The sequence below is a fragment of the Geodermatophilus dictyosporus genome, from assembly GCF_900115505.1.
In the GTDB taxonomy this organism is placed as follows: domain Bacteria; phylum Actinomycetota; class Actinomycetes; order Mycobacteriales; family Geodermatophilaceae; genus Geodermatophilus; species Geodermatophilus dictyosporus.
In genome coordinates this window covers 25907-51183 of record NZ_FOWQ01000011.1, presented here as the reverse complement: position 1 = coordinate 51183, position 25277 = coordinate 25907, and the positions used below count along the sequence as shown (strand labels likewise).

The 25277-nt window shown below is 75.5% G+C and carries 22 protein-coding genes; 8 read left to right on the top strand and 14 right to left on the bottom strand.

Translation table 11 applies throughout. The features are described from left to right. Positions 1 to 50 precede the first annotated feature (50 nt). The gene (locus BMZ33_RS21125) at positions 51 to 251 is read right to left on the bottom strand and encodes a hypothetical protein (RefSeq protein ID WP_091116179.1); all 201 of its coding nucleotides are present in this window, start codon (positions 249 to 251) and stop codon (positions 51 to 53) included. Positions 252 to 470: 219 nt separating this feature from the next. On the opposite strand from BMZ33_RS21125, the gene BMZ33_RS21120 reads away from it, so the two are divergent. Continuing rightward, positions 471 to 1673: a hypothetical protein gene (locus BMZ33_RS21120; protein WP_136697378.1), complete on the top strand. Its 1203-nt coding sequence runs from the start codon at positions 471 to 473 to the stop codon at positions 1671 to 1673. A 51-nt stretch (positions 1674 to 1724) separates the two neighbouring features. On the opposite strand, the gene BMZ33_RS21115 is transcribed toward BMZ33_RS21120, so the two are convergent. Beyond that, a complete protein-coding gene (locus tag BMZ33_RS21115) occupies positions 1725 to 1919 on the bottom strand; it encodes a hypothetical protein (RefSeq protein ID WP_091116173.1) in 195 nt (64 codons plus the stop codon). A gap of 113 nt (positions 1920 to 2032) precedes the next feature. Here BMZ33_RS21115 and BMZ33_RS21110 point away from each other — a divergent pair, with 113 nt between their 5' ends. Together BMZ33_RS21110 and BMZ33_RS21105 are read left to right on the top strand one after the other, a co-directional pair. Further along, on the top strand, positions 2033 to 2329 hold the full coding sequence (locus tag BMZ33_RS21110; protein ID WP_091116168.1) for an ArsR/SmtB family transcription factor: 297 nt from the start codon (positions 2033 to 2035) through the stop codon (positions 2327 to 2329). Further along, entirely contained in the window at positions 2314 to 2697 is a 384-nt protein-coding gene (locus BMZ33_RS21105; RefSeq protein WP_091116165.1) for a VOC family protein, read from the top strand. The genes BMZ33_RS21110 and BMZ33_RS21105 overlap by 16 nt, the downstream gene beginning before the upstream one ends. 9 nt (positions 2698 to 2706) lie before the next feature. Here the strand turns inward: BMZ33_RS21105 and BMZ33_RS21100 are convergent, their stop codons facing one another. Further along, positions 2707 to 4299: an LCP family protein gene (locus BMZ33_RS21100; RefSeq protein WP_091116161.1), complete on the bottom strand. Its 1593-nt coding sequence runs from the start codon at positions 4297 to 4299 to the stop codon at positions 2707 to 2709. A gap of 212 nt (positions 4300 to 4511) precedes the next feature. Here BMZ33_RS21100 and BMZ33_RS21095 point away from each other — a divergent pair, with 212 nt between their 5' ends. Continuing rightward, the gene (locus BMZ33_RS21095) at positions 4512 to 5339 is read left to right on the top strand and encodes an exodeoxyribonuclease III (protein ID WP_091116157.1); all 828 of its coding nucleotides are present in this window, start codon (positions 4512 to 4514) and stop codon (positions 5337 to 5339) included. Here the strand turns inward: BMZ33_RS21095 and BMZ33_RS21090 are convergent. From BMZ33_RS21090 to BMZ33_RS24765, 5 genes are all read right to left on the bottom strand, one after another. Next, complete coding sequence (locus tag BMZ33_RS21090) at positions 5332 to 6267, bottom strand: ABC transporter permease (protein ID WP_169064674.1); 936 nt, start codon at positions 6265 to 6267, stop codon at positions 5332 to 5334. The two genes, BMZ33_RS21095 and BMZ33_RS21090, sit on opposite strands and share 8 nt — an antisense overlap. Beyond that, a complete protein-coding gene (locus BMZ33_RS21085) occupies positions 6264 to 7460 on the bottom strand; it encodes a quaternary amine ABC transporter ATP-binding protein (RefSeq protein WP_169064673.1) in 1197 nt (398 codons plus the stop codon). Before BMZ33_RS21085 ends, BMZ33_RS21090 begins: the two co-directional genes overlap by 4 nt. A gap of 14 nt (positions 7461 to 7474) precedes the next feature. After that, on the bottom strand, positions 7475 to 8437 hold the full coding sequence (locus BMZ33_RS21080) for a glycine betaine ABC transporter substrate-binding protein (RefSeq protein WP_091116154.1): 963 nt from the start codon (positions 8435 to 8437) through the stop codon (positions 7475 to 7477). Positions 8438 to 8576: 139 nt separating this feature from the next. Next, positions 8577 to 9482 carry a TauD/TfdA dioxygenase family protein gene (locus BMZ33_RS21075; RefSeq protein WP_091116151.1) on the bottom strand — a complete coding sequence of 302 codons (906 nt, stop codon included), beginning with the start codon at positions 9480 to 9482 and terminating at the stop codon, positions 8577 to 8579. A 49-nt stretch (positions 9483 to 9531) separates the two neighbouring features. Then, the gene (locus BMZ33_RS24765; RefSeq protein ID WP_425283692.1) at positions 9532 to 9621 is read right to left on the bottom strand and encodes a putative leader peptide; all 90 of its coding nucleotides are present in this window, start codon (positions 9619 to 9621) and stop codon (positions 9532 to 9534) included. 276 nt (positions 9622 to 9897) lie between these two features. On the opposite strand from BMZ33_RS24765, the gene BMZ33_RS21070 reads away from it, so the two are divergent. Beyond that, positions 9898 to 12408, top strand: coding sequence for an EAL domain-containing protein (locus BMZ33_RS21070; protein WP_091116147.1), 2511 nt, complete (start codon positions 9898 to 9900; stop codon positions 12406 to 12408). Between the two features lie 11 nt (positions 12409 to 12419). Here the strand turns inward: BMZ33_RS21070 and BMZ33_RS21065 are convergent, their stop codons facing one another. Both BMZ33_RS21065 and BMZ33_RS21060 read right to left on the bottom strand, forming a co-directional pair. Beyond that, on the bottom strand, positions 12420 to 13433 hold the full coding sequence (locus BMZ33_RS21065) for an NAD-dependent epimerase/dehydratase family protein (RefSeq protein WP_091116144.1): 1014 nt from the start codon (positions 13431 to 13433) through the stop codon (positions 12420 to 12422). A 62-nt stretch (positions 13434 to 13495) separates the two neighbouring features. Next, positions 13496 to 14242, bottom strand: a complete 747-nt coding sequence (locus tag BMZ33_RS21060) for a TSUP family transporter (protein ID WP_169064672.1) — start codon at positions 14240 to 14242, stop codon at positions 13496 to 13498. Positions 14243 to 14311: 69 nt separating this feature from the next. On the opposite strand from BMZ33_RS21060, the gene BMZ33_RS21055 reads away from it, so the two are divergent. Further along, positions 14312 to 15460 (top strand): SPL family radical SAM protein, encoded by a 1149-nt coding sequence (locus BMZ33_RS21055; protein WP_169064671.1) that lies wholly within the window; start codon positions 14312 to 14314, stop codon positions 15458 to 15460. Positions 15461 to 15542: 82 nt separating this feature from the next. Here BMZ33_RS21055 and fdhA read toward each other — a convergent pair whose 3' ends face one another. Further along, positions 15543 to 16760 carry a formaldehyde dehydrogenase, glutathione-independent gene (fdhA, locus tag BMZ33_RS21050; protein ID WP_091116140.1) on the bottom strand — a complete coding sequence of 406 codons (1218 nt, stop codon included), beginning with the start codon at positions 16758 to 16760 and terminating at the stop codon, positions 15543 to 15545. 203 nt (positions 16761 to 16963) lie between these two features. Between fdhA and yaaA the strand changes: the two genes are divergently transcribed. Continuing rightward, positions 16964 to 17710 carry a peroxide stress protein YaaA gene (yaaA, locus tag BMZ33_RS21045; protein WP_091116137.1) on the top strand — a complete coding sequence of 249 codons (747 nt, stop codon included), beginning with the start codon at positions 16964 to 16966 and terminating at the stop codon, positions 17708 to 17710. Between the two features lie 161 nt (positions 17711 to 17871). Further along, positions 17872 to 20484 carry a SpoIIE family protein phosphatase gene (locus BMZ33_RS21040; protein WP_169064670.1) on the top strand — a complete coding sequence of 871 codons (2613 nt, stop codon included), beginning with the start codon at positions 17872 to 17874 and terminating at the stop codon, positions 20482 to 20484. 21 nt (positions 20485 to 20505) lie between these two features. Here BMZ33_RS21040 and BMZ33_RS21035 read toward each other — a convergent pair whose 3' ends face one another. The 3 genes from BMZ33_RS21035 to BMZ33_RS21025 form a co-directional block, all read right to left on the bottom strand. Next, complete coding sequence (locus BMZ33_RS21035; protein ID WP_091116131.1) at positions 20506 to 22164, bottom strand: AMP-binding protein; 1659 nt, start codon at positions 22162 to 22164, stop codon at positions 20506 to 20508. 19 nt (positions 22165 to 22183) lie between these two features. Beyond that, positions 22184 to 23137, bottom strand: a complete 954-nt coding sequence (locus BMZ33_RS21030) for a cyclase family protein (RefSeq protein ID WP_091116128.1) — start codon at positions 23135 to 23137, stop codon at positions 22184 to 22186. A gap of 144 nt (positions 23138 to 23281) precedes the next feature. Beyond that, complete coding sequence (locus BMZ33_RS21025) at positions 23282 to 25021, bottom strand: DEAD/DEAH box helicase (protein WP_091116125.1); 1740 nt, start codon at positions 25019 to 25021, stop codon at positions 23282 to 23284. Between the last annotated feature and the right edge of the window lie 256 nt (positions 25022 to 25277).

The window sequence follows — 25277 nt, the reverse complement described above, 5'->3', positions numbered from 1 at the left end:
GAGGGGCCGGCACCCGGGCCGGGTGCCGGCCCCTCCGCCGTGCCGGGCGGTCAGGGGCTGAGCGTCGTCCCGAAGGAGCCTCCGGCCAGCTTGGCCATCAGCTGGGTGCGGTCGAGGCCGACGGCCGACAGCTCGTCGGCGTCGCGGTCGGTGTCGATCTCGTCGGACAACCGGCTCTCCACCGCGTCGGCCGTGTCGTTGTCGCCCTCGGTGCGCAGCACCTTGACCAGTTCCTGCTTGTCGAGCTTCACGCGCTTCCTCCGTCCTGGGGACCCCCCGTCCCCCGGAGTGTGGTGCGGCCCACCCGCGACGGCAAACGATCGCTCCGGACACGCCGTGCCGACCTGGGCCGACGCCGTCCCCCACCGGCGTGACCGCGGCGCCGCGCAGGCCCCCACGACGGTCCTCCCGGTCCTACCGTGGCCCCCCGGCCACCGGAGCCGGGACCGACCCGTCCGACGGGGGACGCCATGAGCCAGCCGCCCGGAGCCCCGCCCTGGGGCCAGCCACCCGCGACGCCCGGCTGGGGCCAGCAGCCCCCACCCTCCTGGGGTCAGCAGCAGGCGCCCCCGTCCTGGGGCCCCCAGGCCCCGCCCGCGTGGGGCGGGCAGCACGGCGGCCCGCCGTCGTGGCCGCCGGCGGCCCCGCCCGCCGCACTACCCCGCCGGTCCCGCCGCGGGCCGTGGATCGGCCTCGGCGCCGCGGTGCTCGCGCTCGTCGTCGCGGCCGGCGTGGTGGTCTTCCTGCTCACCCGCCCGGTCGATCCGCCCACCGGGGTGACCGCCGAGCTCCGGGACGACGGCGTGGCCGTCAGCTGGGACGCCGTCGACGGCGCCACGGGCTACGAGGTGCGCCGGGACGACGACGTCCTGGGCACCACGAGCGGGACCAGCTACGTGGACGCCGGGACCGACAGCGGCACCGAGTACCGCTACTCGGTCACCGCGCTGGAGGACGACGACCGCTCCGAGCCGGTGTCCGCCCAGGACCCGGTGGTCACGCCGGTCGCCCCGCCCGCCTCGATCACGCTGACCACCGACGGCCCCGACGTCCTCGTCGAGTGGGACACCGTCACCGGCGCCGACGCCTACGAGGTCAGCCGGGACGGCACCGTCCTGGCCACCGACCTCACCGACAGCTCCTACCGCGACGTCGGCGTCCCGCTGGGCGACCACACCTGGCAGGTCACCGCGGTCGACCAGGACGGCGCCGGCAGCACCGCCGACATCGAGAGCGCGCCGCTGTTCACCGCGGGCCCGTGGCAGGAGGCGTACGCGCTGGCCGGGGCCTTTCCCGACCTCCTGCCGGCCGAGCCCGGCGGCCTGGGCTGGTCCGACGGCACCTGCGACCGGGCCCCGGCCGAGGGCGTGCAGGCGCTCGTCGTCTGCAGCTACCCCACCGGCGTGTACGTCGAGATCAGCCAGTTCGCCGACCGCGCGCAGTGGCAGGCGCGCCTGGACGCCGCGACGGCCGCGAGCACCGGCCCGGGCACGTGGGCCTACGGCGACGGACCGGCCCAGGGCGACCTGCTGGAGAGCCCCGAGGGTGGCCTGGCCTGGAAGTACCTGACGTTCTACGCCGAGGACCGGTCGCTCTACGGCATCTACGTGGCCTGGGAGGGCCACACGCAGGCCGACATCGACGACGCCTGGTTCGCCGAGGCGCCCTTCTGAGGTCCGCCACACCCCCCGCGGACGCGCCGGCCGGGCCGCCGGCCGGCGCGCTCAGCGGGCGCGGGACCTGCGCAGCAGCATCGCGCCCGCGCCGAGCAGCGCGGCGGCCAGCACCAGCTGGCCCGCCCCGACCCCCGCCCGCCCGCTGCCGAACCAGGTCGGCGAGCTGACCAGCAGCACCGCGCCGACGCCCAGAACCAGCAGCGCCACCAGCCGCTCGCGCCGCGCGTCCCGTGGGGTGCCCATGCCGCCTCCGCTCCGGCCGGGACCGGTCCCGGCTCCCGACGAGCCAACCAGACGGCCGTCCCGGGGAGCCGGCGGCCTCGACAGGCAAGCCGTTGCTTGCGTATGGTGCCGTCGTGGGCGACGTGTTCCGGGCCCTCGCCGACCCGACCCGGCGCGCTCTGCTCGACGAGCTGCAGGAGCGGGACGGCCAGACGCTGTTCGAGCTGTGCACCCGGCTGACCGTGCGGCACGGGGTGGGCTCGTCGCGCCAGGCCGTCTCCCAGCACCTGGAGGTCCTCGAGCAGGCCGGCCTGGTCAGGACCCGGCGGGAGGGTCGCTACAAGTTCCACCACCTGGACACCTCGCCGCTGCGCGCCATCGTCCGGAGATGGCGCACCGACCCCGAGGAGGGCCCGTGCGGATCACCCTGACCAGCGTCCTGGTCGACGACCAGGACAAGGCGCTGCGCTTCTACACCGAGGTGCTGGGCTTCGTGAAGAAGACCGAGGTCCCGCTCGGTGAGCACCGGTGGCTGACCGTCGTCTCCCCCGAGGCCCCCGAGGGCGTCGAGCTGGTCCTGGAGCCCGACGGGCACCCCGCCGTCCGGCCGTTCAAGGAGGCGCTGGTCGCCGACGGCATCCCGTTCACGTCCTTCACGGTGGCCGACGTGCCCGCGGAGGTGGCGCGGCTGAAGGCCCTCGGCGTCCGGTTCACCCAGGAGCCGCTCAGCACGGGACCGGTGACCACGGCCGTCCTCGACGACACCTGCGGCAACCTGCTGCAGATCCAGAGCGCCTGACGGGACCGCTCAGCCGTCCTTCGACGGGGGCTCCCCCGCGTCCAGGGCCTCCTGGGCGCGGACCGGGTCGTAGGCGCAGGCGTCGCCGACGTCGGTCGCGGGCGCGGCCGGCGGCGGCTCGGGCGTCTGCCCGGAGGCGCCGCCCTCCGAGCCGGCCGCCTGGTCCCCCGGCGCGGCGGGCGGCGCGGAGGACGCCGGCGCCGCCGGGGTGATCGACTCCTGCACGATCTGCCGCATGCGGTCGTAGTCGGGGTAGGCCGGGTCGATCACGCTGTCGTCGAACACGACACTGCGGATCTCGGCGTCCTTGACCAGGAAGGCCAGGTCGACGAAGTCGTCGAGCGCGGCCCGCGGGATGTCGGTGCTGACGATGTCCTGCGTCGTCGCGGCGAGCTCCTGGTACTGCTCGAGCAGGGTGATCGGGTCGGCCTCCTCGATGATCGCCGAGATGGTGCAGCGCTGGCGGTCCATCCGGTCGTAGTCGGTCAGGCCGAAGCGCCCGCGGGCGAAGGCGAGCGCGGTCCCGCCGTCCATCCGCTGGTCGGGACCGGGCGCGATGTAGCTGTCGGGCAGCTCGCCGGTGCCGGGGTTGCCGTTGACCGGCACGTAGTAGTTGACGTTCACCGTGATCCCGCCGAGGGCGTCGACCAGGCGGCTGAACCCGTCGAGGTTGACCAGCACGAAGTAGTCGAGGTGCAGGCCGAGGGCCTCGCCGACGCCGAGCTTGAGGAAGTCGGCGCCGGGGTCGTCGGTGGGGCCGAGGACGTCGGGGTGCGCCGCCGGGCCGTTGCGGTAGACGGCGTTGAGCAGGCTCTCGCTCTCGCTGCCGGCGTCGAAGCCGTCCGGGTAGAGCTCGGCCAGCGGGCTGTCGGCCGGGAAGGGCAGGTCCTCGAGGTTGCGGGGGAGGCTGAACAGCGTCGTGGCACCGGTGTCGGTGTCGAGGCTGGCCACGATCACCGTGTCGGTGCGCACGCCCTCGCGGCCCTCGCCGCCGTCGCCGCCGAGCAGCAGCACGTTGACCCGCTCCTTGGCGCCGAACGGGTCGACGGCGTCGTCGACGGTGGCCGACTCGCGGTCGTCGGCGAACACGCCGTCGAGCAGGCCCTGCTGCGCCACCGCGGCCTCGCCGACGAGGAAGGCCGGGTAGGCGATGCCGGCGACCAGGGCGGCCACGAGCAGCGCGCCGACGGCCAGGCGGGGCCGGCTGCTGCGCCGCGGCAGCAGCGCGCGGTAGCCGGCCACGACGACGACGGCCCACGCCAGCGCCAGCACGACGAGGGCGACCAGGACCCAGGTCAGCCGGGTGGAGTCGACGGCCAGCCGCGCGGCGGTGCGCTGCCCGGCCGTGGCCAGCCAGACGCCGCCGGCCAGGAGCAGCAGGAAGACCACGAGGACGGCCGCGCCCAGCCGCCGCCGCCCGGAGGCCAGGAAGGCGGTGCCGGGGACGACGGCGTTGGCCACCGTCAGACCCAGGACGGCGGCCAGCGACCGCCGCTCGGGACGCTCGCGACGGCGACGGCCCGACCGGTCCTCCCTCGCGGCGGGCACCGGCGGGAGGGCCGGGGCGTCGCCGATCGGGCGGGTGAGGTCGTCGTCGCTCACCGGCGCACCCGTCGTGCGGTCCCGGTCATCGCGTCGTCCGGACGGTGGTCATCCGGCCATCGTCCCACTGGTCCCTGGCAGTCACGGGGGCTCCGTACCCCGTGAACGCGCAGGTCACCCGATGGGACGTGACCTCGGTCTCCCCCACCCCGCCACCCGGGACCGGCCCGCGCCCGGCGGGCAGGAGGGTGCGCTCACTAGGCTCGGTCGTCGTGCGCCTCGCGACGTGGAACGTCAACTCCATCCGCACCCGCGCCGACCGGGTGGCCGCCTGGCTGCAGCGCCGCGACGTCGACGTCCTGGCGCTGCAGGAGACCAAGTGCCGCGACGACCAGTTCCCGCACGCGCGCTTCCGCGAACTGGGCTACGAGGTGGCGCACGTGGGCCACTCGCAGTGGAACGGCGTCGCCGTGCTGTCCCGGGTCGGCCTGGCCGACGTCGAGGTCGGCTTCCCGGGCATGCCGGCGTGGGCGGCCAAGGAGGGCACGGACCCGACCGCGGAGGCCCGCGCGCTGGGCGCCACCTGCGGCGGGGTGCGGGTGTGGAGCCTGTACGTGCCCAACGGCCGGGCGCTGGGCGACCCGCACTACGACTACAAGCTCGAGTGGCTGGCCGCGCTGCGGTCGGCGGCCGGCGGCTGGCTGGCCGCCGACCCCGCCGCCCAGGTGGCGCTGGTCGGCGACTGGAACATCGCCCCGCAGGACGACGACGTGTGGGACATGAGCGTCTTCGCGCACTCCACGCACGTCACCGAGCCCGAGCGGGCGGCGTTCCGGGCCGTGGTCGAGACCGGGTACGCCGACGTCGTCCGGCCGCTCGCGCCCGGCCCCGGCGTCTACACCTACTGGGACTACACGCAGCTGCGCTTCCCGCGCCGCGAGGGCATGCGGATCGACTTCGTGCTCGGCACGCCGGCGCTGGCCGGCCGGGTGACCGGCGCGCTCATCGACCGCGAGGAGCGCAAGGGCAAGGGCGCCAGCGACCACGCCCCCGTCGTCGTCGAACTGGCCGACCCGGCCGGCGGCGCCCCGGTCAGCTGACCGACCGGGCGCCGACCGGGGACGGCGCCCCGACCGGGGCGTCCGCGGCCGGTGCCTCCTGCTGCCGGCCGCGGCGCCCCCGGGCCTGGCGGAGCCGCGACAGGACCGACCGCTGCCCGAAGGCGCCGGTCAGGCGGTCGAGGAACACGGCGAGCAGGACGACGGCCAGGCCGCCCTCGAAGCCGCTGGCGACGTCGAGCTGGGTCACGGCGCGCACCACGACCGCGCCCAGACCGGCGGCACCCAGCAGGCCCGCCGTCACCACCATCGACAGCGCCAGCATGATCACCTGGTTGACGCCGGCCATGATCGCCGGCAGCGCCAGCGGCAGCTGCACCTCGCGCAGCACCTGGCCGGGCCGGGCGCCGAAGGCCTGCGCGGCCTCGACCACCTCGCGGTCCACCTGCCGGATGCCGAGCTCGGTGAGCCGGACCCCGGGCGGGATGGCGAACAGGATCGTCGCCACGACGCCGGGCACGACGCCCACGCCGAAGAAGAACACCGCGGGGATCAGGTAGACGAACACCGGCGTGGTCTGCATGGAGTCCAGGACCGGCCGGACCACGACGCTCACCGCCCGGTGCCGCGCCGCGAGGACGCCCAGCGGGACCGAGATCGCCGCGGCGATCACCGCGGCCACGAGCACCAGCGCGAGGGTCTGCATGGTCTCGACCCACAGTTCCAGCGACACCACCAGCAGGAACGCCAGCAGCGTGTAGAGCGCCAGCCACGGGCCGCGCAGCAGCAGCGCGAACACGGTGAAGACCACGATCCAGACCACCGGGGGCGGGGAGACCAGCGCGTCGGTCAGCCCGTCGACGAGGACCTGCATGACCGCGGAGATCGCGTCGAACAGCCAGGGCACCGCGTCGAGCAGCCAGTCGATGAGGTCTGCGACCCACTGGCCGAGCGGGATGTGCGGGATCACGAGCGCCTCCCCCGGACCGGGACGGCCGACAGCGCGTCGAGCACCGCGGCCCGCGGGACGACGCCGAGCAGCCGCCCGTCGCCGTCGAGGACGCCGAGCGGCACCGGGTGCCGGCCGACCAGGTGGACGAACTCGACGACCGGCCGGTCCGCACCGATCGTGGTGAAGTCGGGGACCAGCTCGCGTGGGCCGATCGCCGTCCTGCCCTCCTGCACCGCGCGGGCGAGCAGGTCGTCGCGGGCGACGCCGGCGACGCGCTGGTGGCCGTCGAGCACGTAGACGCCGTTGGCCTCCGCGCCGCCCAGCGCCCGGAGCACGTCCCCGGGCCGGTCACCGAGCCGGGCGGTCAGCCGCGGCTCGCGGAGCAGGTCGCCGGCGGTGAGCACCCGGGTCCGGTCGACGTCGGAGGTGAAGTCGGCGACGTAGTCGTCGGCGGGCGCGGAGATGATCTCCGGGCCGGTGCCCAGCTGCACGGTGCGGCCGTCCTTGAGCATGAGGATCCGGTCGCCCAGCCGCATGGCCTCGTTGAGGTCGTGGGTGATGAACACGATCGTCTTGGCCAGGTCCGACTGCAGCCGCTCGAGCAGGTCCTGCATGTCGCGGCGGATCAGCGGGTCGAGCGCGGAGAACGGCTCGTCCATGAGCAGCACCTCCGAGTCGGCGGCCAGCGCACGGGCCAGGCCCACGCGCTGGCGCATCCCCCCGGAGAGCTCGTCGGGCCGGGCCTCGGCCCGGTCGAGGAGCCCCACGGTCTCCAGCGCCCAGTCCGCCCGCTGCCGCTGCTCGGCCGCGGGGGCGCCGCGGACCTTGAGCGCGTAGGCGGCGTTCTCGCGCACCGTGCGGTGCGGCAGCAGGGCGAAGTGCTGGAAGACCATGCTGATCTTCTGGTTGCGCACGGTGCGCAGCGTGGCGTCGTCGAGCGCCCGCAGGTCGCGGCCGTCGACCTCGACGGTGCCGGCGCTGGGCTCGATCAGCCGGTTGAGCAGCCGGACCAGTGTGGACTTGCCGGAGCCCGACAGGCCCATGACGACGAACAGCTCACCGCGCTCGACGGCGAAGCTGACGTCGTGGACCGCGAGCGTGGCCCCGGTCCGCCGCAGGATCTCGTCACGCCCGTGGCCGTCGGCGGCCAGCCGCAGCGCCTCCTGCTCCCGCGCCCCGAAGACCTTCGTCAGGCCCGTGACGCGCAGCACCGGCGGCGCCACGGTCAGCCGATCCACTCGTCGATCTGGTCGGCGTGGTCGTCGACCCAGTCGCGCGCGACGGTCGCGACGTCCTCGCCGTCGACGTCGACCCGCTTCTGCATCTCCTCCATCTCCTCGACGGAGATGCGCAGGTCGGTCAGGAGGTCGACGAACGCCGGGGCCTGCTCGGCCAGCTCGTCGCTCGCGGCGATGTTGGCGCTGTAGGAGGGCATCGCGCAGGCGCCGTCGCCCTCGGTGAAGCAGCCCTCGGTGTAGGGCGTGGGCTCCTCGAGCTGGACCATGTCGTACTGCGCGAACACCGCGTGCGGGTGGTAGAGGTAGAGCACGATCGGCTCCTCGCGGCTGTAGCTGTTCTCCAGCTGCGCCAGCTCGGCCGCCTCGCTGGAGACCACGTGCTCGAGGGTGATGCCGTAGCCCCGCAGCCGCGCGGCGTTCTGCTCGGTGGTGATGTAGCCGGGGTCGGCGTCGTAGAACTTGTTGCCCAGCTCGTCGGCGTAGTCGTTGAGCTGCGTGACGCTGGTCAGCCCCTCCAGCGGCCCGCCGGGCTCGACCGCGTAGGCCGGCACGAACCAGCCCTGCGCGGCCTCGCCGTAGGTCTCCGACACGATCTCCACCCGGTCGCTCGCCGAGTCGGCCAGCTCCTGCTGGTTGGGCAGGGCGACCTCGGTGAGCAGGTCGATGTCCCCGCGCTGCGCCCCGGCCCAGGCCGCGGCCGGGTCCAGCTGCGTGGTCGCCAGGGAGGCCACACCCAGGTCGGGGTGGTCGGCGGCGATCTCGCCGAGGATGCCGTTGGTCAGCCCCGCGGCGGTCCAGCTGAACTGCGCCGCCTGCACGGTGACGCCGCCGCCACTGCCGCTGCCGCCGCCGGACCCGGCCTCCTCGCTGGTGCACCCCGCGACGGTGGCGGTGAGCAGGGCGGTCAGGGCCACCGCGGAGGCGCGGGGCCGAAGAGTGGTGCGCTGCATGGGGCTCTTCTTCCGTGGGGGCGCCGGACCCGGACGGGTGCGACGGGGGTGGAGCGTGCCACGAGGCGCAGACCCCCGCAGTGGGGCCTGCGCCTCGTCGCGCGCTGAGAGGACTGCGGGTGGGTCCGCGACCCGCAGGTCAGCGGGCCGTCGGCCCCACCGGTGCATCCCCGCGGAGGGTGATGCGGTGCATGACGCGGCGCTGGTCGCCATAGTCCCGGTTGGCGTAGTGCACCGTCGAGCGGTTGTCCCACATGACCACGTCGCCGACCGACCAGCGGTGCCGCACGATGTGCTCCGGCTTGGTGATGTGGGCGTAGAAGAGGTCGAGCAGGTGGCGGCTCTCGGCGTCGGACACGCCCTCGATGTGGGAGACGAAGCCGGGGTTGACGAACAGGCCCCTGCGGCCGGTCTCAGGGTGCACGCGCACGACCGGGTGCGCGACCGGGACCAGGGCGCGGAACTCCTCGCCCTCCCACCGGGTGCGCTCCTCGCGCTGGGCGAGGTAGTAGCCGAACTCCCGGGTGCCGTCGTGCACCGCCACGAGCTGGTCGGCCAGGCGCTGCACGGGCTCGCTGAGGGAGCGGTAGGCCAGCTCCAGGTCGGCCCACTGGGTGTCGCCGCCCGTGGGCGGGAGGACGACGGCCCGCAGCACCGACCCCAGCGGCGGCCGCCGCACGAAGGTGACGTCGGTGTGCCAGACGTCGGCGAAGCCGCCGGTGGAGCTGTCGAGCGCGTAGATCTCGGGGTGCTGGTCGTCCACGCCGGGGACGACCGGGTGCGACTCGGTGACCTCGCCCAGGCGGCGGCCGAGCGCGATCTGACCGTCGGGGTGCAGGTCGTGCTGGCCACCGAAGAACAGCACCTTGTACTCGGCGAGGGCGGCGCGGACGGCGCGGACCTGGTCGTCGGTGGCGCGGGCGAGGTCGACGCCGTGGACGCGGGCGCCGATGGTCGGCTCGAGGCGCTCGATCTCGAGGACGCCACCGGGGACGTCCTCGCGGTCGTCGGTGGGCGCGGTCGGGGCAGCGGCGAGCAGGGTCATGCGGGGTCTCCGGGTGGGTGGGTGCGGGCGAGCGGGACGGGCGGTGGCCTCAGGCCCGACAGAGCGCGCTCGCGCACCGCAGCAGGTCGACGTGCCGGCGCTCGACGAGCGCAAACCGCACAAACCCGACCGACTGCATGCGGATTACCGTAGCGGGTGCGGCGCCTCCGCGGGACGCGGGGTCCCCCGACCCCGCCCGGCCCGCCGCGGGCCTCCCGCCGCCGTCCTCCCGCCGCCGTCCTCCCTCCGTCGTCCTCCCTCCGGGTGACCGGGTCCCGGGCCGGGGCCGGTCCGCCGTCCGACCTGCCGAGACAGGAGGTGTCGGTCAGGCAGGACGGGAGGGGAACCGGTGGAGTCGAGGGCGTCGGTCGCGGCCCTGTCGCGGCGCGGGGCGACTGTGGCACCGTCTGGTTCCATGTCGCGTCCTGCCGGGGACCAGACCCTGGGCGACCTGGCGCGCGCGGTCCGAGTGGTCGGACCCGACACGCCCGTCGGCACCGTCGAGACGCTGCTGGTGCGCCGTCCCGCGAACACGCCCTGGCTGGTGGTGCAGACCGCCGACGGCCCGGTGCTGCTCGGCCGCGGCTGGCTGGAGGCGCTCCGGGCCGAGTCCGACGGCGACGGCGGTCCGCCGCTCGCCGCGCGCCGCGTCGAGGAGGTGGCGCCGCGCGGCACGCTCGTCGTCCCGGCCGACTCCACCGTCGGTGAGGCCGCGGCCCTGCTGGCGGAGCGCCGGCGCAGCGGGCAGGACGTCCCCGAGGCGATCGTGGTGGTCTGCACCGAGGGGACCGGCGTCGTCCCCGTCGCCACGCTGTTCGAGCAGCTCGCGCACCACTACGCCTACCGGGCCGTGCACGACCCGCTCACCGGCCTGCCCAACCGGGTGTTCCTCGAGGACCAGGTGCAGCCCCCCGGCGGCTTCCGTCCCGGCTCGCTGTTCTTCGTCGACCTCGACCGCTTCAAGGACGTCAACGACCACTTCGGGCACGCCGCCGGCGACGAGGTGCTGACCCAGTTCGCCCGCCGGCTGCGCTCGCTGGCCCGGTCCGGCGACCTGGTCGCCCGGCTCAGCGGCGACGAGTTCGTCCTGGTCACCGCCGACCGGCTCGGCCGGGAGGAGGCCGACGCGCTGGCCCAGCGCATCCTGCTCTCCGCCGACGCCCCGGTGGTCGTGCGCGGCGCGGACGGCGCCGAGGAGCTGGTCACCATCGGCGCGAGCGTGGGCATCGCGCACGCACCGGCCGGGGACGGGGCCGCCGGCCCGGACGTGCTCGACCGGCTGGTCACCGAGGCCGACACGGCGATGTACCGGGCCAAGACCCTCGGCCGCGGCCGCTGCGCCCACTTCGCGCCCGAGCTGCTCGAGGACCGCGAGCACGGCGAGGCGGTGCGGGCGCGGCACCTGCTCGAGCGCCGGCTGCGGGCCGCCGTGGACCGCGGCGGGCTCAGCGTGCAGTACCAGCCCGTGGTGGCGCTGCCCTCCGGCCAGGCCACCGGCGTCGAGGCGCTGGCCCGCTGGCACGACGAGGAGCTGGGCTGGGTCGCGCCGGACCGGTTCGTGCCGCTCGCCGAGGACACCGGCCTGATCGTCGACCTCGGCCGCTGGGTGCTGCGGACCGCCTGCCGGGAGGCGGCGGGCTGGCCGGTCCCCCCGTCGGGGTCGGCCCCGACCGTGGCGGTCAACGTGTCGCCGGTGCAGCTGGTGCAGCGCGGCTTCGTCGACGAGGTCGTCGCGGCCCTGGCCGACTCCGGGCTGGCGCCCGACCGGCTGTGCCTGGAGATCACCGAGACCGCGGCCATCACCGACCTGGCCGCCACGGCGGTGCGGCTCGAGGAGCTGCGCGGCCTGGGCGTGCGCCTGGCGCTGGACGACTTCGGCGCCGGCCACTCGGCGCTGTCCCTGCTGCGGCACCTGCCCGTGGACCTGGTGAAGATCGACCGCTCCTTCGTGGAGCGGGTCACCACCGACACCGCCGACGCCGTCCTGGTGCGCCTGGTCGTCGAGGCGGCGCACGGGCTGGGCCGGAAGGTGTGCGCGGAGGGCGTCGAGACGCCGGACCAGGCGCGGCAGCTGGTGGCGCTGGGCTGCGACTCCGCGCAGGGCTGGCTGTTCGGCCGCCCGGCCGACGTCCCCGTCCTAGCCGTCCCGGCCGCACCCGAGGCCGACCCGGTCTCCGGCCCGGCACCGCTGCCCCTGGCCGGCAGCGACGAGGTGGTCGTCGTCTCCACGCCCGGCCGCGTCATCACCTACGCGTCGGCCACCGCCGGCCCGGTGCTCGGGTGGCTGCCGCAGGAGCTGCTCGGCGCCTCGGTGCTCACGCTGCTGCACCCGGAGGACGTCGGCCGCGTGCTCGCCGGGCTGCCGGTCGCCCGCGACGGCGGCGCCCAGGGCACCGTGCACCGCGCCCTGCACCGCGACGGCACCGTGCGGTGGCTGCGCACCACGGTGCAGCGGCTGACCGACGCCTCGGGCTCGCTGCGCGAGGTCGTCACCGTCTCGCGCGACGTGACCGCGGCGGTGGCGGCCCAGGAGGCGCTGGCCGAGAGCGAGTCGATGTTCCGCCACGCCTTCGACGACGCGCCGATCGGCATGGCCCTCACCGGCCTCGACGGCCGGTTCATCCGGGTGAACAAGGCCTACGCCGGCCTGGTCGGGCGGACGCCGGGGGAGCTCGCCGCCATGACCGTCGCCGACGTCACCCACCCCGAGGACCTCGCCCAGGACGACGCCAACCTCGCGGAGGTCCGCACCGGCACGGCCGGGGGCCACCTGGTGACCAAGCGCTACCTGCGCGCCGACGGAACGGCCTTCCTCGCCCGGGTCCACGCCGCCGTCGTCGTCGACAGCGCGCAGCGTCCCGCGCACGTGTTCGCCCACGTCGTGGAGCTCGGCGGCGACGTCCCCGGCGTCGCGGCGCGGGACTGAGCCGGGGCCGGCTAGCGACCCGGCCCGGCCGGCAGCCCGGTCAGCAGCTCGGCCAGCAGCTCCGCCTCCCGGGCGGCGCTCAGCCCGGCGGACCTCGGCCGGTCGAGCCCCTGGGCGCGCTCCCACGCGAGCACGTCGGCGAGCAGCTCCTCCCGGCGGCGGTGGCGCAGCCCCGCAGCCGCCGCGCGCGCCCCGGAGCGGGCCGACCAGCCCCGGTCCTCGGCCGCCGGCAGCCACAGGGCCAGCGAGTCGGGACCCATCCAGGGTCCGACGCCCCGCTCCAGCAGCCAGTCGGAGGGCGCGGACACCACCGGACCGGTGTGCCCGGCCACCGCGCGGGAGGCGGCCACCCACCCGCCGAACGGGACGACCGGGCCGACGGCGTCGAACACGCCCGTGACGGACCGGTCCGCGCACCCGACCAGCCAGCCCGCGAGGTCGCGGACGTCGACGACCTGGGTGGGCAGGTCGGGGGTGTCGGGCACCAGCAGCGGCCCGTGCGGGTCGCGGGCGGCACGGGCGACCCAGGCGCCGGAGCGGCCGGTGTGGTCACCGGGACCGCCGATCAGCCCGGCGCGGGCCACGAGCAGGCGGTCCCCCACCGCGGCCCGCGACAGCTCCTCGCAGGCGACCTTCGCCGGCCCGTACAGCTCCCGGCCGACCCGGGGCTCGTCGGTGGAGCGGCCCAGCGGGTCGGTCTCGTCCCCGCCGGGCGCCGTCCGGGAGGCGTACACGCTCACCGAGGAGACGTACGTCCAGTGCCGGGCCCGTTTGCGCAGCGCGCTCAGCGCCTCGCGGACGAACGCCGGCTGCCACGACACCTCCACCACGGCGTCCCACGCCCGGCCGGCGACCGCGTCGTACGCGCCGGGCCGCTCGCGGTCGGCGGGCACCAGCCGGGCGCCGTCGGCCACCCCGCCCGCCTGCCCGCGGGCCAGGCAGGTGACCGCGTGGCCCCGCGCCAGCGCCTGCCGCGACACCTCGCGGCCCAGCCACGCCGTCCCGCCGAGCACCAGCACGTCCACGTGCCCAGCGTGCCGGGCCGCGCCGCCCGGCGCGCGCGTGTCCGCTCCCGGCGCAGCGGCGCTCAGCCGCCCAGAAGGCCGTCGACCACGGTCGCCAGGCCGCCGGCGAGGGCGACCGCCAGCGCGCCGGTCCGGGCGACCGGCGGAGCCACCCGGGTGGACAGCGCCGTCCCGCCGACCACCCCGGCGGCGAGCGCGACGGCCGCGGCGGCCCACGTCGTCGCCGGCAGCACGGGCAGCCCCCTGACCGCCACCGACGCGGCGCTGACGGCGGCGAAGCACAGCTGCGCGGTCGCCGCGAAGGCGGACTGCGGCCACCGGGTGGCCACCGCGTACGCCGTCAGCGCGGGACCGCCCACGCCCGCGGTCGCGGTGAGGAAGCCGGTGGCCGCGCCGGCGACCACGGTCGTCCCGGGACGCGCCGGCCCCGGCGGCCCGCCGGCGACCGAGCGGCCCAGGGCCAGGACCACCAGCAGCGACAGGACGACGGTGCCGCCGACCAGCACCTGGAGCACGGCGGCCGGGACCACCCGGGCGAGGAGGGCGCCCGGGACCACGGCGGCCAGCGCGGGCGCCAGCAGCAGCGCGCCGCGGCGCAGGTCGACGTGGTGGTACACCTGCCCCAGCACCATCAGCGAGACCGCGACACCGAGCGCGTTGGCGACGAGGACGCCGGTGACCGGCCCGGCGAGCAGCACGAGGAAGGGCGCCGCGACCAGGCTGAAGCCCAGGCCGGTGACCCGCTGCGTCACCGCGCCGGCCGCGACCGCGACCGCGAGCCCCAGGGTGGGCAGCCAGGCGCCGGACACGTCCCGACCCTCGCCGACGGCGGCGCCCGGGGCGACCCGGAGCACACCGGACCGGCCGCCGAGCTGGGCATGGGCAGCACCCGGCGGGTGTTGCACCAGGCGATGACCGCGCTGCTCACCCCGCCCGCCGCCACCTCCCCCGACGTCCCCGCCCCCTCCCGGCTGTGGACCCCCAAGCGGGTCCTGGTCACCCGCTCCGCCGCCGAGCGCCCGCACGGGCAGCGCGTCCTCGCCCACCTCGAGGCCGCCGGCGTCGACGCCGTCGAGGTGCTGAAGGGCGACCGGCTGCCCTCGCTCACGGGCGACGACGACCGCGCCGCCTTCATGGCCGCCAAGGACACGATGGCGCTCGTCGTGCCGCCGCCGTCGAAGCGGAAGCTGCAGCCGATCCCGCCGTCGGCCGACTTCCGGCTCGACCTGGCCGAGGGCTGCCCCGCGCACTGCCAGTACTGCTACCTCGCCGGCTCGCTGGGCGGCCCGCCGATCACCCGCGTGTGGGCCGACCTCGACGAGGTCCTCGAGGGCCTCGACGACTACGTCGGCCGGGGGACGATCACCTCCGGCACGCTCGAGCGCGGCGGCGAGGGGACGACGTTCGAGGCGTCCTGCTACACCGACCCGCTGGCCATCGAGCACCTGACCGGCGGCCTGGCGCGGATGGTCGAGCACTTCGGCACCCACGACTGGGCCGGCCCCGTGCAGCTGCGCGCCACCACCAAGTTCGACGACGTCGCCGGCCTGCTGGCCCTCCCCCACGGCGGGCGCACCCGGCTGCGCTTCTCGGTCAACGCCTCGTCGGTCGACCGCCGGTTCGAGGGCGCGACGGCGAAGGTGCCCGCCCGGCTGCGCGCGCTGGCGGCGGTGGCCGCGGCCGGGTACCCGGTCGGCGTCACCATCGCGCCGATCATGCCGGTGGAGGGCTGGCGCGAGCAGTACGCCGAGCTGCTCGACGGCATCGCCGCCGCCGTCCCGGCGGGGCACGACCTGACCGTCGAGTGCATCACCCACCGGTTCACGCCGGGCAGCAAGGAGACACTGCTCGACTGGTACCCGCGCACCAAGCTGGAGATGGACGAGTCGCGCCGCACCACCAAGCGCGGCAAGTTCGGCTCGGTCAAGCACGTCTACCGCAAGGACACCATGGCCGAGCTGCGCGGCTGGTTCGAGCGCGAGGTCGCCGAGCGGCTGCCCGGGGCCCGCCTCCTCTACTGGACGTGAGGCCGGCCCGGGGCATAGGAGGCGATGCGCACGTCCTGCCGCGCTGGACGTGCGGAAGGCCTCCTATGCCTCACGGGTCCTCTCAAGCGGGGATCAAGCCGTTCGGGTTCAGCACGTACTTCTTCGCCGCACCCTGGTCGAACTCCTGGTAGCCGCGCGGGGCGTCCTCCAGCGGGATCACCTCGGCGTTGACCGCCTTCGCGATCTGCACCCGGTCGTGCAGGATCGCCATCATCAGCTGGCGGTTGTAGCGCATGACCGGGCACTGACCGGTGGTGAACGCGTGCGACTTGGCCCAGCCCAGCCCCAGCCGGATCGACAGCGACCCGGTCTTCGCCGCCTCGTCGGCCGCACCCGGGTCCCCGGTCACGTAGAGGCCGGGGATGCCGAGCGCGCCGCCGGCCCGCGTGATGTCCATCAGCGAGTTGAGCACCGTCGCCGGCGCCTCGCGCTCGGCGTCCTTGCCGTGTCCGCGGGCCTCGAAGCCGACGGCGTCGACGCCGCAGTCCACCTCGGGCTCGCCCAGGATCTCCGCGATCTGGTCCTTGGGGTCGCCCTTCGAGACGTCGACGGTCTCGCACCCGAAGCTGCGCGCCTGGGCGAGCCGGTCGGCGTTGAGGTCGCCCACGATGACGACCGCGGCGCCGAGCAGGTGGGCGGAGGCCGCGGCCGCGAGCCCGACCGGGCCGGCCCCGGCGATGTAGACCGTCGAGCCGGTGCCCACGCCGGCGGTCACGCAGCCGTGGTAGCCGGTCGGGAAGATGTCCGACAGCATCGTGAGGTCGCGGATCTTGGCCAGCGCCTGGTCGCGGTCGGGGAACTTCAGGCAGTTCCAGTCGGCGTACGGGACCATCACGTACTCGGCCTGGCCGCCGGTCCAGCCGCCCATGTCCACGTAGCCGTAGGCGGAGCCCGGCCGGTCGGGGTTGACGTTCAGGCAGATGCCGGTCTTGCCCTCCTTGCAGTTGCGACAGCGCCCGCAGGCGATGTTGAACGGCACGCTGACGATGTCGCCGACCTGCAGGAACTCGACGTCGGAGCCCTTCTCGACGATCTCGCCGGTGATCTCGTGGCCGAGCACCAGGCGTTCGGGCGCCGTGGTGCGCCCGCGCACCATGTGCTGGTCGCTGCCGCAGATGTTCGTGGCCACCGTCCGCAGGATGACCCCGTGGGGGGTCTTGCGGCCGACGTTGGCCGGGTTGACCCCCGGCCCCTCCTTGAGCTCCAGCCCGGGGTAGTCGAGGTCGGCCACCTCGACCTTGCCCGGACCCATGTACATCACGGCCTTGTTGCCAGCCACCGGCGTCCCCTGACTCTCGTCCGGGGACGGGCCGCCGCCCGCCCCCGTGCCCTGTCCGCGCCGGTCGGCGCGGGTCCCCGTCCGCTCGTGGTCCCCCCGACGGGGTGGTCCATGTCACACCACCGGGTGACGTCCGGCAACACGTGGCGTCGTCCGCCCGCCCCGGACGGCGGAGGGCAGCGGGATCCCTACGCTGGGTCCCCGTGCTCGTGCTGCTGCCACCCTCGGAGACCAAGTCCCCGGACGGCGACGGCGCCCCGCTCGACCTCGCCGCGCTCGGCTCGCCCGAGCTGACGCCGGTCCGGGAGACGCTGGTCGACGCGCTCGTCGGCCTGGCCGCGGACCCGCCCGCCGCCCGCGCGGCCCTGGGCCTGTCCCCCGGCCAGGACGCCGAGATCGGCCGCAACGCCGCCCTGCGCACCAGCCCCACCACGCCGGCGGTCCAGCGCTACACCGGCGTCCTCTACGACGCCCTCGACGTGCGCTCGATGACCCGCGCGCAGCGGGCGCGGGCCGACCGGCGGCTGGCCGTCGGGTCGGCACTGTTCGGGCTGGCCCGGGCGACCGACCCGATCCCCGCCTACCGGCTCTCCGCCGGCGCGCAGCTGCCGGGGCTGCCGACCCTGCGGACCCTGTGGCGGCCGGCGCTCGGCGGGCTGCTCGCCGGCACCGGCGAGCTCGTCGTCGACCTGCGCAGCGGCGGCTACCAGGCGCTGGCCCCGGTGCCCGGCGCGGTCACCGTCGACGTCCTCAGCCAGCGGCCCGACGGCTCCCGCACGGTGGTCAGCCACGCCAACAAGGCGCACAAGGGGCGGGTGGCCCGCCTGCTGGCCACCACCACGGCCGAGCCGGACGGCGTCGTGCGGGTGCGGGCGTTGCTGCGCCGCGCCGGGTTGCACGTGGAACACGACGGGGGGACGGCGCTCACCCTGGTCCTCCCGCCGCCCTGAGCACAGCCGGTCGTCACCGCGCGTCAGGACGCGGACTGTGAGCGGTCAGACCTGTTGGCCGCAACCGGGGTCACCTACGATGCTCTGCGGCAGGCCCGTTCGAACAGCGGACGGACCGACTGCCGCATCGAGTCGGCTCCGAGCCGGACATGAGAGGTTCGGTGGACGACACGTCGCGGCCCCGCCCCGGGAGCCCGGTCGCTGACCTGCGCGCGGCCGCCGAGGTCCTGCAGGCCGACCGGACCCGGTCCGACGCCGCCCGCCGGCTGCGGCTGCGCGACGCCAGCGCGGCCCTCGACCGGATCGCCGAGCTGGCCGCCCGGCTCCTCGGCGCCCCGATCGCGCAGGTCTCCCTGCTCGACGACGTCCAGGTCGTCGTGTCCGCGGTCGGCCTGCCCCCGGGCACCGTGGGCAGCGAGACGCCGCTGGAGGCCTCGGCCTGCGCGGTCGCCGCCGCCGACCGGACCGCCTACGCCGTCCCCGACGCGCAGGCCGACCCCCGGGTGGGCGACCTGGCGCCCGTGACCGCCGGCGCGGTCGGCGCCTACCTGGGCGCGCCGCTGGTCGACTCCCAGGGCCACACCGTCGGCGTGCTGTGCGTGGTCTGTCCCGCTCCGCGCCCGTGGTCGGACACCGACGTCGCCACGCTGCGGCAGCTGGCCGACGCCGCGGTCACCGAGCTGGAGCTCGCCGCGCTCACCACCGCCTACGAGAGCGACCGGCTGCGGTGGGGGCTGGCCATCGACGCCGCCGGCATCGGCACGTTCGACTGGGACCTGCGCACCGGCGAGCTGACCTGGGACGCCCGGCTGATCGAGATGTTCGGCTACACGCCCGAGACGTTCGGCGGCAGCATCGAGGCGTTCAACGAGCGGCTGCACCCCGACGACCTGCCGCGGGTCACCGACGCCCTGCAGGCCAGCATCGCCGCCTGCGGCGACTACGAGGCCGAGTACCGCGTCGTGTGGCCCGAGGGGGAGACCCGCTGGGTGCAGGCCCGCGGGCGCACGCTGAGCGACGAGACCGGGTCGGCGGCCCGCGTGCTGGGCGCCGCCTACGACACCACCGCCGAGCGCGCCGCCGACGTGCGGGTGACGCGGGTGCTCGAGGCCATGCCGGCCGGCTTCTACTCCCTCGACCGCGAGTGGCGGTTCACCCACGTCAACGCCGAGGCCGAGCGGCTGCTCGGGCGCAGCCGGGACGAGCTGCTCGGCCAGGTGCTGTGGACGGCGTTCCCGGCCGCGATCAACAGCATCTTCGAGGAGAGCTACCGCGCCGCCGTCCGCACCGGGACGCCGGTGCAGTTCGACGCCCACTACCCGGCCCCGCTGAACGGCTGGTACGAGCTCCGTGCCTGGCCGAGCCCGGAGGGTCTCTCGGTCTACTTCCTCGAGGTCACCGAGCGCCGCCGGGTGCAGGACCGCGCCGAGCGCAGCGCCCAGCGGCTGGCGCTGCTCGCCCAGGTCAGCGCGGAGCTGGCCGGCGCCCTGGACGCCCAGTCGGCGACCGCCCACCTGCCGCGGCTGGTGGTCCCCGCGCTCGCCGACTGGTGCATCGTCACCGTCGTCGACCCCGACGGCCGCCCGCGCGACGTCGGGCACTGGCACGTCGACCCCGCCGCCCGCGCGCTGGTCGAGCGCTACGCCGCCGTCCGGCTCGACGCGATGCCGGCCACGTCGCCGCTCATGCGGGCGCTGCTCACCGGCGAGCCGGTCATGGAGGCCGCCGAGGCCGTCCGCGGCCTGCTGCCCCCGGGCGAGGCCCGCGACCTGCTGGGCGCGCTGACCCCCGAGTCGGGGGTCTGCCTCCCGCTGCGGGGCCGCGACCGCACGCTCGGCGTGATGACGCTGTACTTCCGGCGCGGCTGGGCCCCGCGCGACGAGGACCTGGCGACCGCGCAGGACGTCGCCGACCGGGCCGGCCTCGCGCTGGACAACGCCCGCCTGTACGGGCAGCAGCGGGCCCTGGCCGAGGGGCTGCAGCGCAGCCTGCTCACCGAGCCGCCCGAGCCCGACCACGCCGAGATCGCCGTCCGGTACCTGCCGGCCGCCGAGGCCGCGCGGGTCGGCGGCGACTGGTACGACGCGTTCCTGCAGCCGGGCGGGGCGACGACGCTGGTGATCGGCGACGTCGTCGGGCACGACACCGAGGCGGCGGCGGCCATGGGCCAGCTGCGCGGGCTGCTGCGCGGCATCGCCACCTACAGCGACGCCGGCCCCGGCGAGGTGCTGCGGGGCCTCGACGCCTCGATGGCCCTGCTGCAGACCCGGGTGCTGGCCACGGCGACGGTGGCCCGCTTCGAGCAGACCGCCGACGAGCTGCGGCGCGGCGTCACGCGGATGCGCTGGGCCAACGCCGGGCACCTGCCGCCGCTGGTGGTCAACCCCGACGGCAGCGTGGCCGAGCTGGCCTCCTGGCGCGGCGACCTGCTCCTCGGCGTCGACCCCCGGGCGACCCGCGAGGAGTCGGTGGTGACCCTCGACCGGGGTGCGACCGTGCTGCTGTTCACCGACGGCCTCATCGAGCGGCGCGACGCCGACCTCGACGCGGGCATGAGCAGGCTGCGCGAGGCGCTGCGCGAGCTGGCCGGCCGGCCGCTGCAGGAGATGCTCGACGAGGTGCTCGAGCGACTGGTCGACGGCCGGCCGGAGGACGACGTCGCCCTGGTCGCGGTGCGCCTGCACCGCCAGGACCGGCCGCGGCCGCCGGCCGCCGGCCCCAACCGCGTCCCCGACGTCGTCCCCGACGACCCGGCCACCCCGCCCCCCGTCTAGGACGGCGGGCGGGGTCCCTCCTCACGTGTCGCGGAGCTCCCGGCGGAGGATCTTGCCGGTGGTGGTCTTGGGCAGCTCGTCGACGAACTCCACCGACCGCGGGTACTTGTAGGCCGCCATCCGCTCCTTGGCCCAGGCGACGACCTCCTCGGCGGTGACCGAGGAGCCGGGCTTGAGCGAGACGAAGGCCTTCACCGTCTCGCCGCGGTAGGGGTCGGGCACCCCGACCACGGCGACCTCGCGCACCGCGGGGTGGCCGTAGAGGACGTCCTCGACCTCGCGGGGCCACACCTTGTACCCGGCCGCGTTGATCATGTCCTTCTTGCGGTCGACCAGGTAGAACCAGCCCTGCTCGTCCATGAACCCGACGTCGCCGGTGCGCAGCTCCCCGCCCGGCAGCGACTCCGCCGTCGCCTCCGGCCGCCCCCAGTAGCCGGGCACGACCTGCGGACCCGACGTGGCGATCTCCCCCACCTCCCCCGGTGGCAGCTCCTCGCCGTCCTCGCCCAGGATCCGCACGACGGTGTTGTAGACCGGCACGCCCACCGACAGCGCCCCGGAGTTCGGGTCCACCGGCGCCTTCACGCCCATCGGGACCGCGTGCGAGGGCGAGTTCGTCTCCGTCAGGCCGTAGATGTTGTGGATGTAGCGGCCGGTCCGCTCCTCGAACGCGTCGGTGACCGCGGGCGCGATCGGGGCACCGCCGGAGTAGATGGTGCGCAGCGAGGAGAAGTCCTCCCGGCCCACGCCCTCGACGCCCGACAGCGCGATGAACACCGTGATCGCCCCGACGGTGAACGTCGGCCGGTGCTCCCGGACGGCGTCGAGCACCACCTCGGGGTGGAACCGGTGGGCCAGCACCAGCGGGCAGGGCAGCAGCAGCGCGAGCGCGACGTGCCCGATCAGCCCGGTGATGTGGAACAGCGGCGCGACACCGAGGACGACGTCGTCGGGCGTCAGCCGCATCCACTCCCGGTAGGTGCAGGCGTTGAACACCATCGTCGCGTGGGTGTTCATGGCGCCCTTGGGCCGGCCGGTGGTCCCCGACGTGTAGGTCAGGATCGCCACGTCGTCCCCGGAGAGCGACACCGGCGCCGGCGTCCGCCCGGCGTGCGTCTCCAGCAGCTCGGCCAGGTCGAGGGTGCCCTCCTGCCGCGACCGGACGACGTCACCGAGCACGCGGGCGTCGTCGCGGGACTGGTGGTCCAGCGGCGAGCAGGTGACCACGGTCTGCACCTTGGTCTCCCCGCTGGCGACGACGTCGCGCGCGACCGACTCGTAGAGCTGCTCGAGGCACAGCAGCGCCGTCGCCCCGGAGTCGCTGAGCAGGTAGGTGAGCTCGGCGGCCTTGTTCATCGGGTTGATCGCCACCGCGGCGCCGCCGGCCTTCCACGCGCCGAGCAGCCCGATGACGAACGCCGGGTCGTTCTGCACGTAGACGCCCATCCGGTCGCCCGGGGCGAACCCGCTCCCGGTGAGCGCGACGGCGAGGGCGTCGGAGGCGGCGTCGAGGTCGGCGAGGGTGAGCGCGCCGTCGAAGTAGCGGATCGCCACGGTGTCGGGCGCGGCCGCCAGCGACGCGCGGAAGACGTCGAGCAGCGTGTCGTGCTCGGGCGTGATGTCGGCCGGCTGGCCCTCGCCGTAGAGGGACAGCCACGGCCGGTCGGTGTAGACGCTCATCGTCGTCCCCTCCTGCCGGTCACTTGACGGCGAGCGGGTTGACCGGGGCACCCGTCGCCTGGTGGATCTTCAGCGGGGCCGCGGCGTAGAGGAAGGTGTACTGGCCGTCTCCGGCACAGTCCTCGGCGAGCTCCTCCAGGTCGGCGATCTCGCTGAGGGTCACCCCGAGGTTGCGCATCAGCGCGCAGTGCAGCGGCAGCGCCGTGCCGTTGTTGGGGTCGTAGGTGACCTCGTTGGCGATCGTGTCGGTCGTCAGGTTGGGGATCTCCATGTCCTGGAACCACCGCACCAGCTCGGGGCTGTAGACCAGGCCGGGCTCGTTGAAGCCCTCGTAGAAGGCCTGACCCTGCTCGAAGAACAGCTGCAGGAAGTTGGTGCGGATCAGCAGGACGTCGCGCTTCTCGATCGGGGTGCCCTGGGCCTCGGCGCAGGCCACGAGGTCCTCGTGCGTGAAGGTCTCGCCCTTCTCCAGGTAGGGCTTGCCGCGGAAGCGGGCCACGTCGAGCAGGATGCCGCGGCCGACGACGCCCTTGCGCGCGATCGGCTCGACGCTGGCCCGGTCCAGCCCGCCGACGGTGCTGCGCGCGTCGTAGCCGTTCCAGATCTGGCCGCCGTACCAGACGTGGCCGAGCGCGTCGTACTGCGTGGAGCCCTGCAGGAACGCGTTGATCTTGTCGTCGGCGTAGTGCAGGCCGCCGGGGAACTGCGGGGCGTCCGGGGAGTCCCAGGTGGACTCGTCGAGGATCATCGTCCGCTCGGCCGGCGAGCGCCCCGGCCAGACCGGGTCGCCCTTCGGGTCGCCGATCAGCCGCTGCAGGGTGAAGACCTTCCCCTGCCGCACGTGCCGGACGCCGCGCAGGACCTCGTCGGCGGTCAGGTAGTTCAGCGCCCCGACCTCGTCGTCGTCGCCCCACTTGCCCCAGTTCGTCGGTGCGTCGGCGAGGACCTCGGTCATGTCCGGGGCATCGGCCACCGTCGTCTCCCATCCGTCGGGCCCCGGACCAGCACGTCCTCCGGGGCGAGAAGGTGGTCAGCGTCACAAACGGGTAACGGCGGTGTCAACGGAGCGGACCCTTCCGTTCCGCAGACCGCCCCATCCCCGCCGGCCCGAGGCCGGTCAGCGCGGGCGCTCGCGGCGGACGGTCACCTTCCGGCCCTTGATCGTGCTCCCCCGGAGCGCCGTGATCACGTCCTCGGCGGCGGCCGCCGGGACCTCGACCAGGCTGAACCGCTCGGCGATCTCGATGGCGCCGACGTCGCGGCCGCGCAGCTCCGTCTCCCCCGCGATCGCGCCGACCAGGTCGCCCGGGCGCACGCCGGCGCTGCGGCCGGCGCCGATGAACAACCGCTCGGTGTCCCCGCCGGCGGAGCGGGCCCGCGGCGGCCGGCCCTGGCCCCGGTCGCCGCGGTCGCCCCGGTCGCCGTCGCGCCGCGGGCGCTCGGGCCGCAGCGTGACCTCCGGGATCTCCTCGTCGTCGTCCGGGCCGGTGGTGGCCTCGTGCGCGAGCTTGACCGCGGCCAGCGCCACCTCGACGACGTCGAACTCGTCGGTGAGGGAGTCGACGACGGAGCGGAAGCGCTCGAGGTCGTCGCCGAGCAGGCTCTCCCGCAGGGCGGCGCGGGTGAGCTCGAGCCTCCGGGCGCGCAGGTCGGCGACCGTGGGCACCCGCTCGACGTGGATGGGCGCGCCGGTGACCCGCTCGATGGTCTTGAGCATCCGGTGCGCCCGCGGCTCGACCAGGGTGATCGCCACGCCCTCGCGCCCGGCGCGGCCCACCCGGCCGATGCGGTGCACGTAGGTCTCCGCCGCGGCCGGGACGTCGTAGTTGACGACGTGGGTCAGCTGCTCGACGTCGAGGCCGCGGGCGGCGACGTCGGTGGCCACGAGGAGCTCGGCGGTGCCGCCGCGCAGCCGGTTCATCACCCGGTCGCGCTGCTCCTGGCTCATCCCGCCGTGCAGCGCCTCGGCGCGGTAGCCGCGGCCGTTGAGCGTCTCGGTGAGGTCGTCGACCTCGTCGCGGGTGCGGCAGAAGACGATGGCCGCCGTCGGGCTCTCGACGTCGAGCACCCGGCCCAGGGCCGCGGGCTTGGCCGCGCGGGCGACGACGAACGCCGTCTGGCGCACCCGCGGGGCCTCGCCCTCGACCGGCACCTCGCGGGCCACCTGGATGCGCAGCGGGTCGCGCAGGTGGCGGCGGGCCATGGCGTCGAGCCGGCGCGGCATGGTGGCGCTGAACAGCACCGTCTGCCGCTCCTCGGGCACCTCCTCGAGCAGCGCCTCGAGGTCCTCGGCGAAGCCCATGTCGAGCATCTCGTCGGCCTCGTCGAGCACCACGGTGGCCACGCCGCCCAGGTGCAGGCTGCCGCGCTGCAACAGGTCCAGCGCCCGCCCGGGGGTGGCGACGACGACGTCGACGCCGGCCTCCAGCGCCCGCAGCTGCCGCGGGATCGGCTGCCCGCCGTAGACCGGCACCACGCGGGCGCCGAGGTCGCGGCCGTAGCGGTGCAGCGCCTCGGAGACCTGGATGCACAGCTCGCGCGTGGGCACGAGGACCAGCGCCAGCGGGTCCCCGCCGGGACGGTCGTCGGGCAGCCGCTGCAGCACCGGCAGCGCGTAGGCCGCCGTCTTGCCGGTGCCGGTGGCGGCCTGGCCGAGCAGGTCGCGGCCCTCGACCATCGGCGGCACGGCCTCGCGCTGGATCGGCGTGGGCTCCTCGTAGCCGAGGCGCGCCAGCGCCGCCAGGAGCTCGGGTCGCAGCCCCAGGTCGGCGAACGTCGCGCCGTCCTCGGCCGGCGGCGCCGTCCCGCCCTCCGGTGCCGCCGCAGGTGCCGCCTCGGTGCCCGCCTCGCTGGTCATGCCCCGATCGTCCCCGCCCGGGGCACCGGCCCCACCGCCGGGGTCGCGGGCGCCGCTGTGTGACCCACGCCGTGATCGGACCCTCGACCGGAGCCCGAGAGGAGGGCCGATGACCACGCCGACCGACACCGACCGAGACCTGCTCACCGTCATCGCGCACGTGCGCGCCGCGCCGGGCCGGGAGGACGAGCTTCGCCGGGATGCTCGACGACCTGCTCGACGGCGGCAGCAGCGGGCTGCACATCAACCGGCTCCG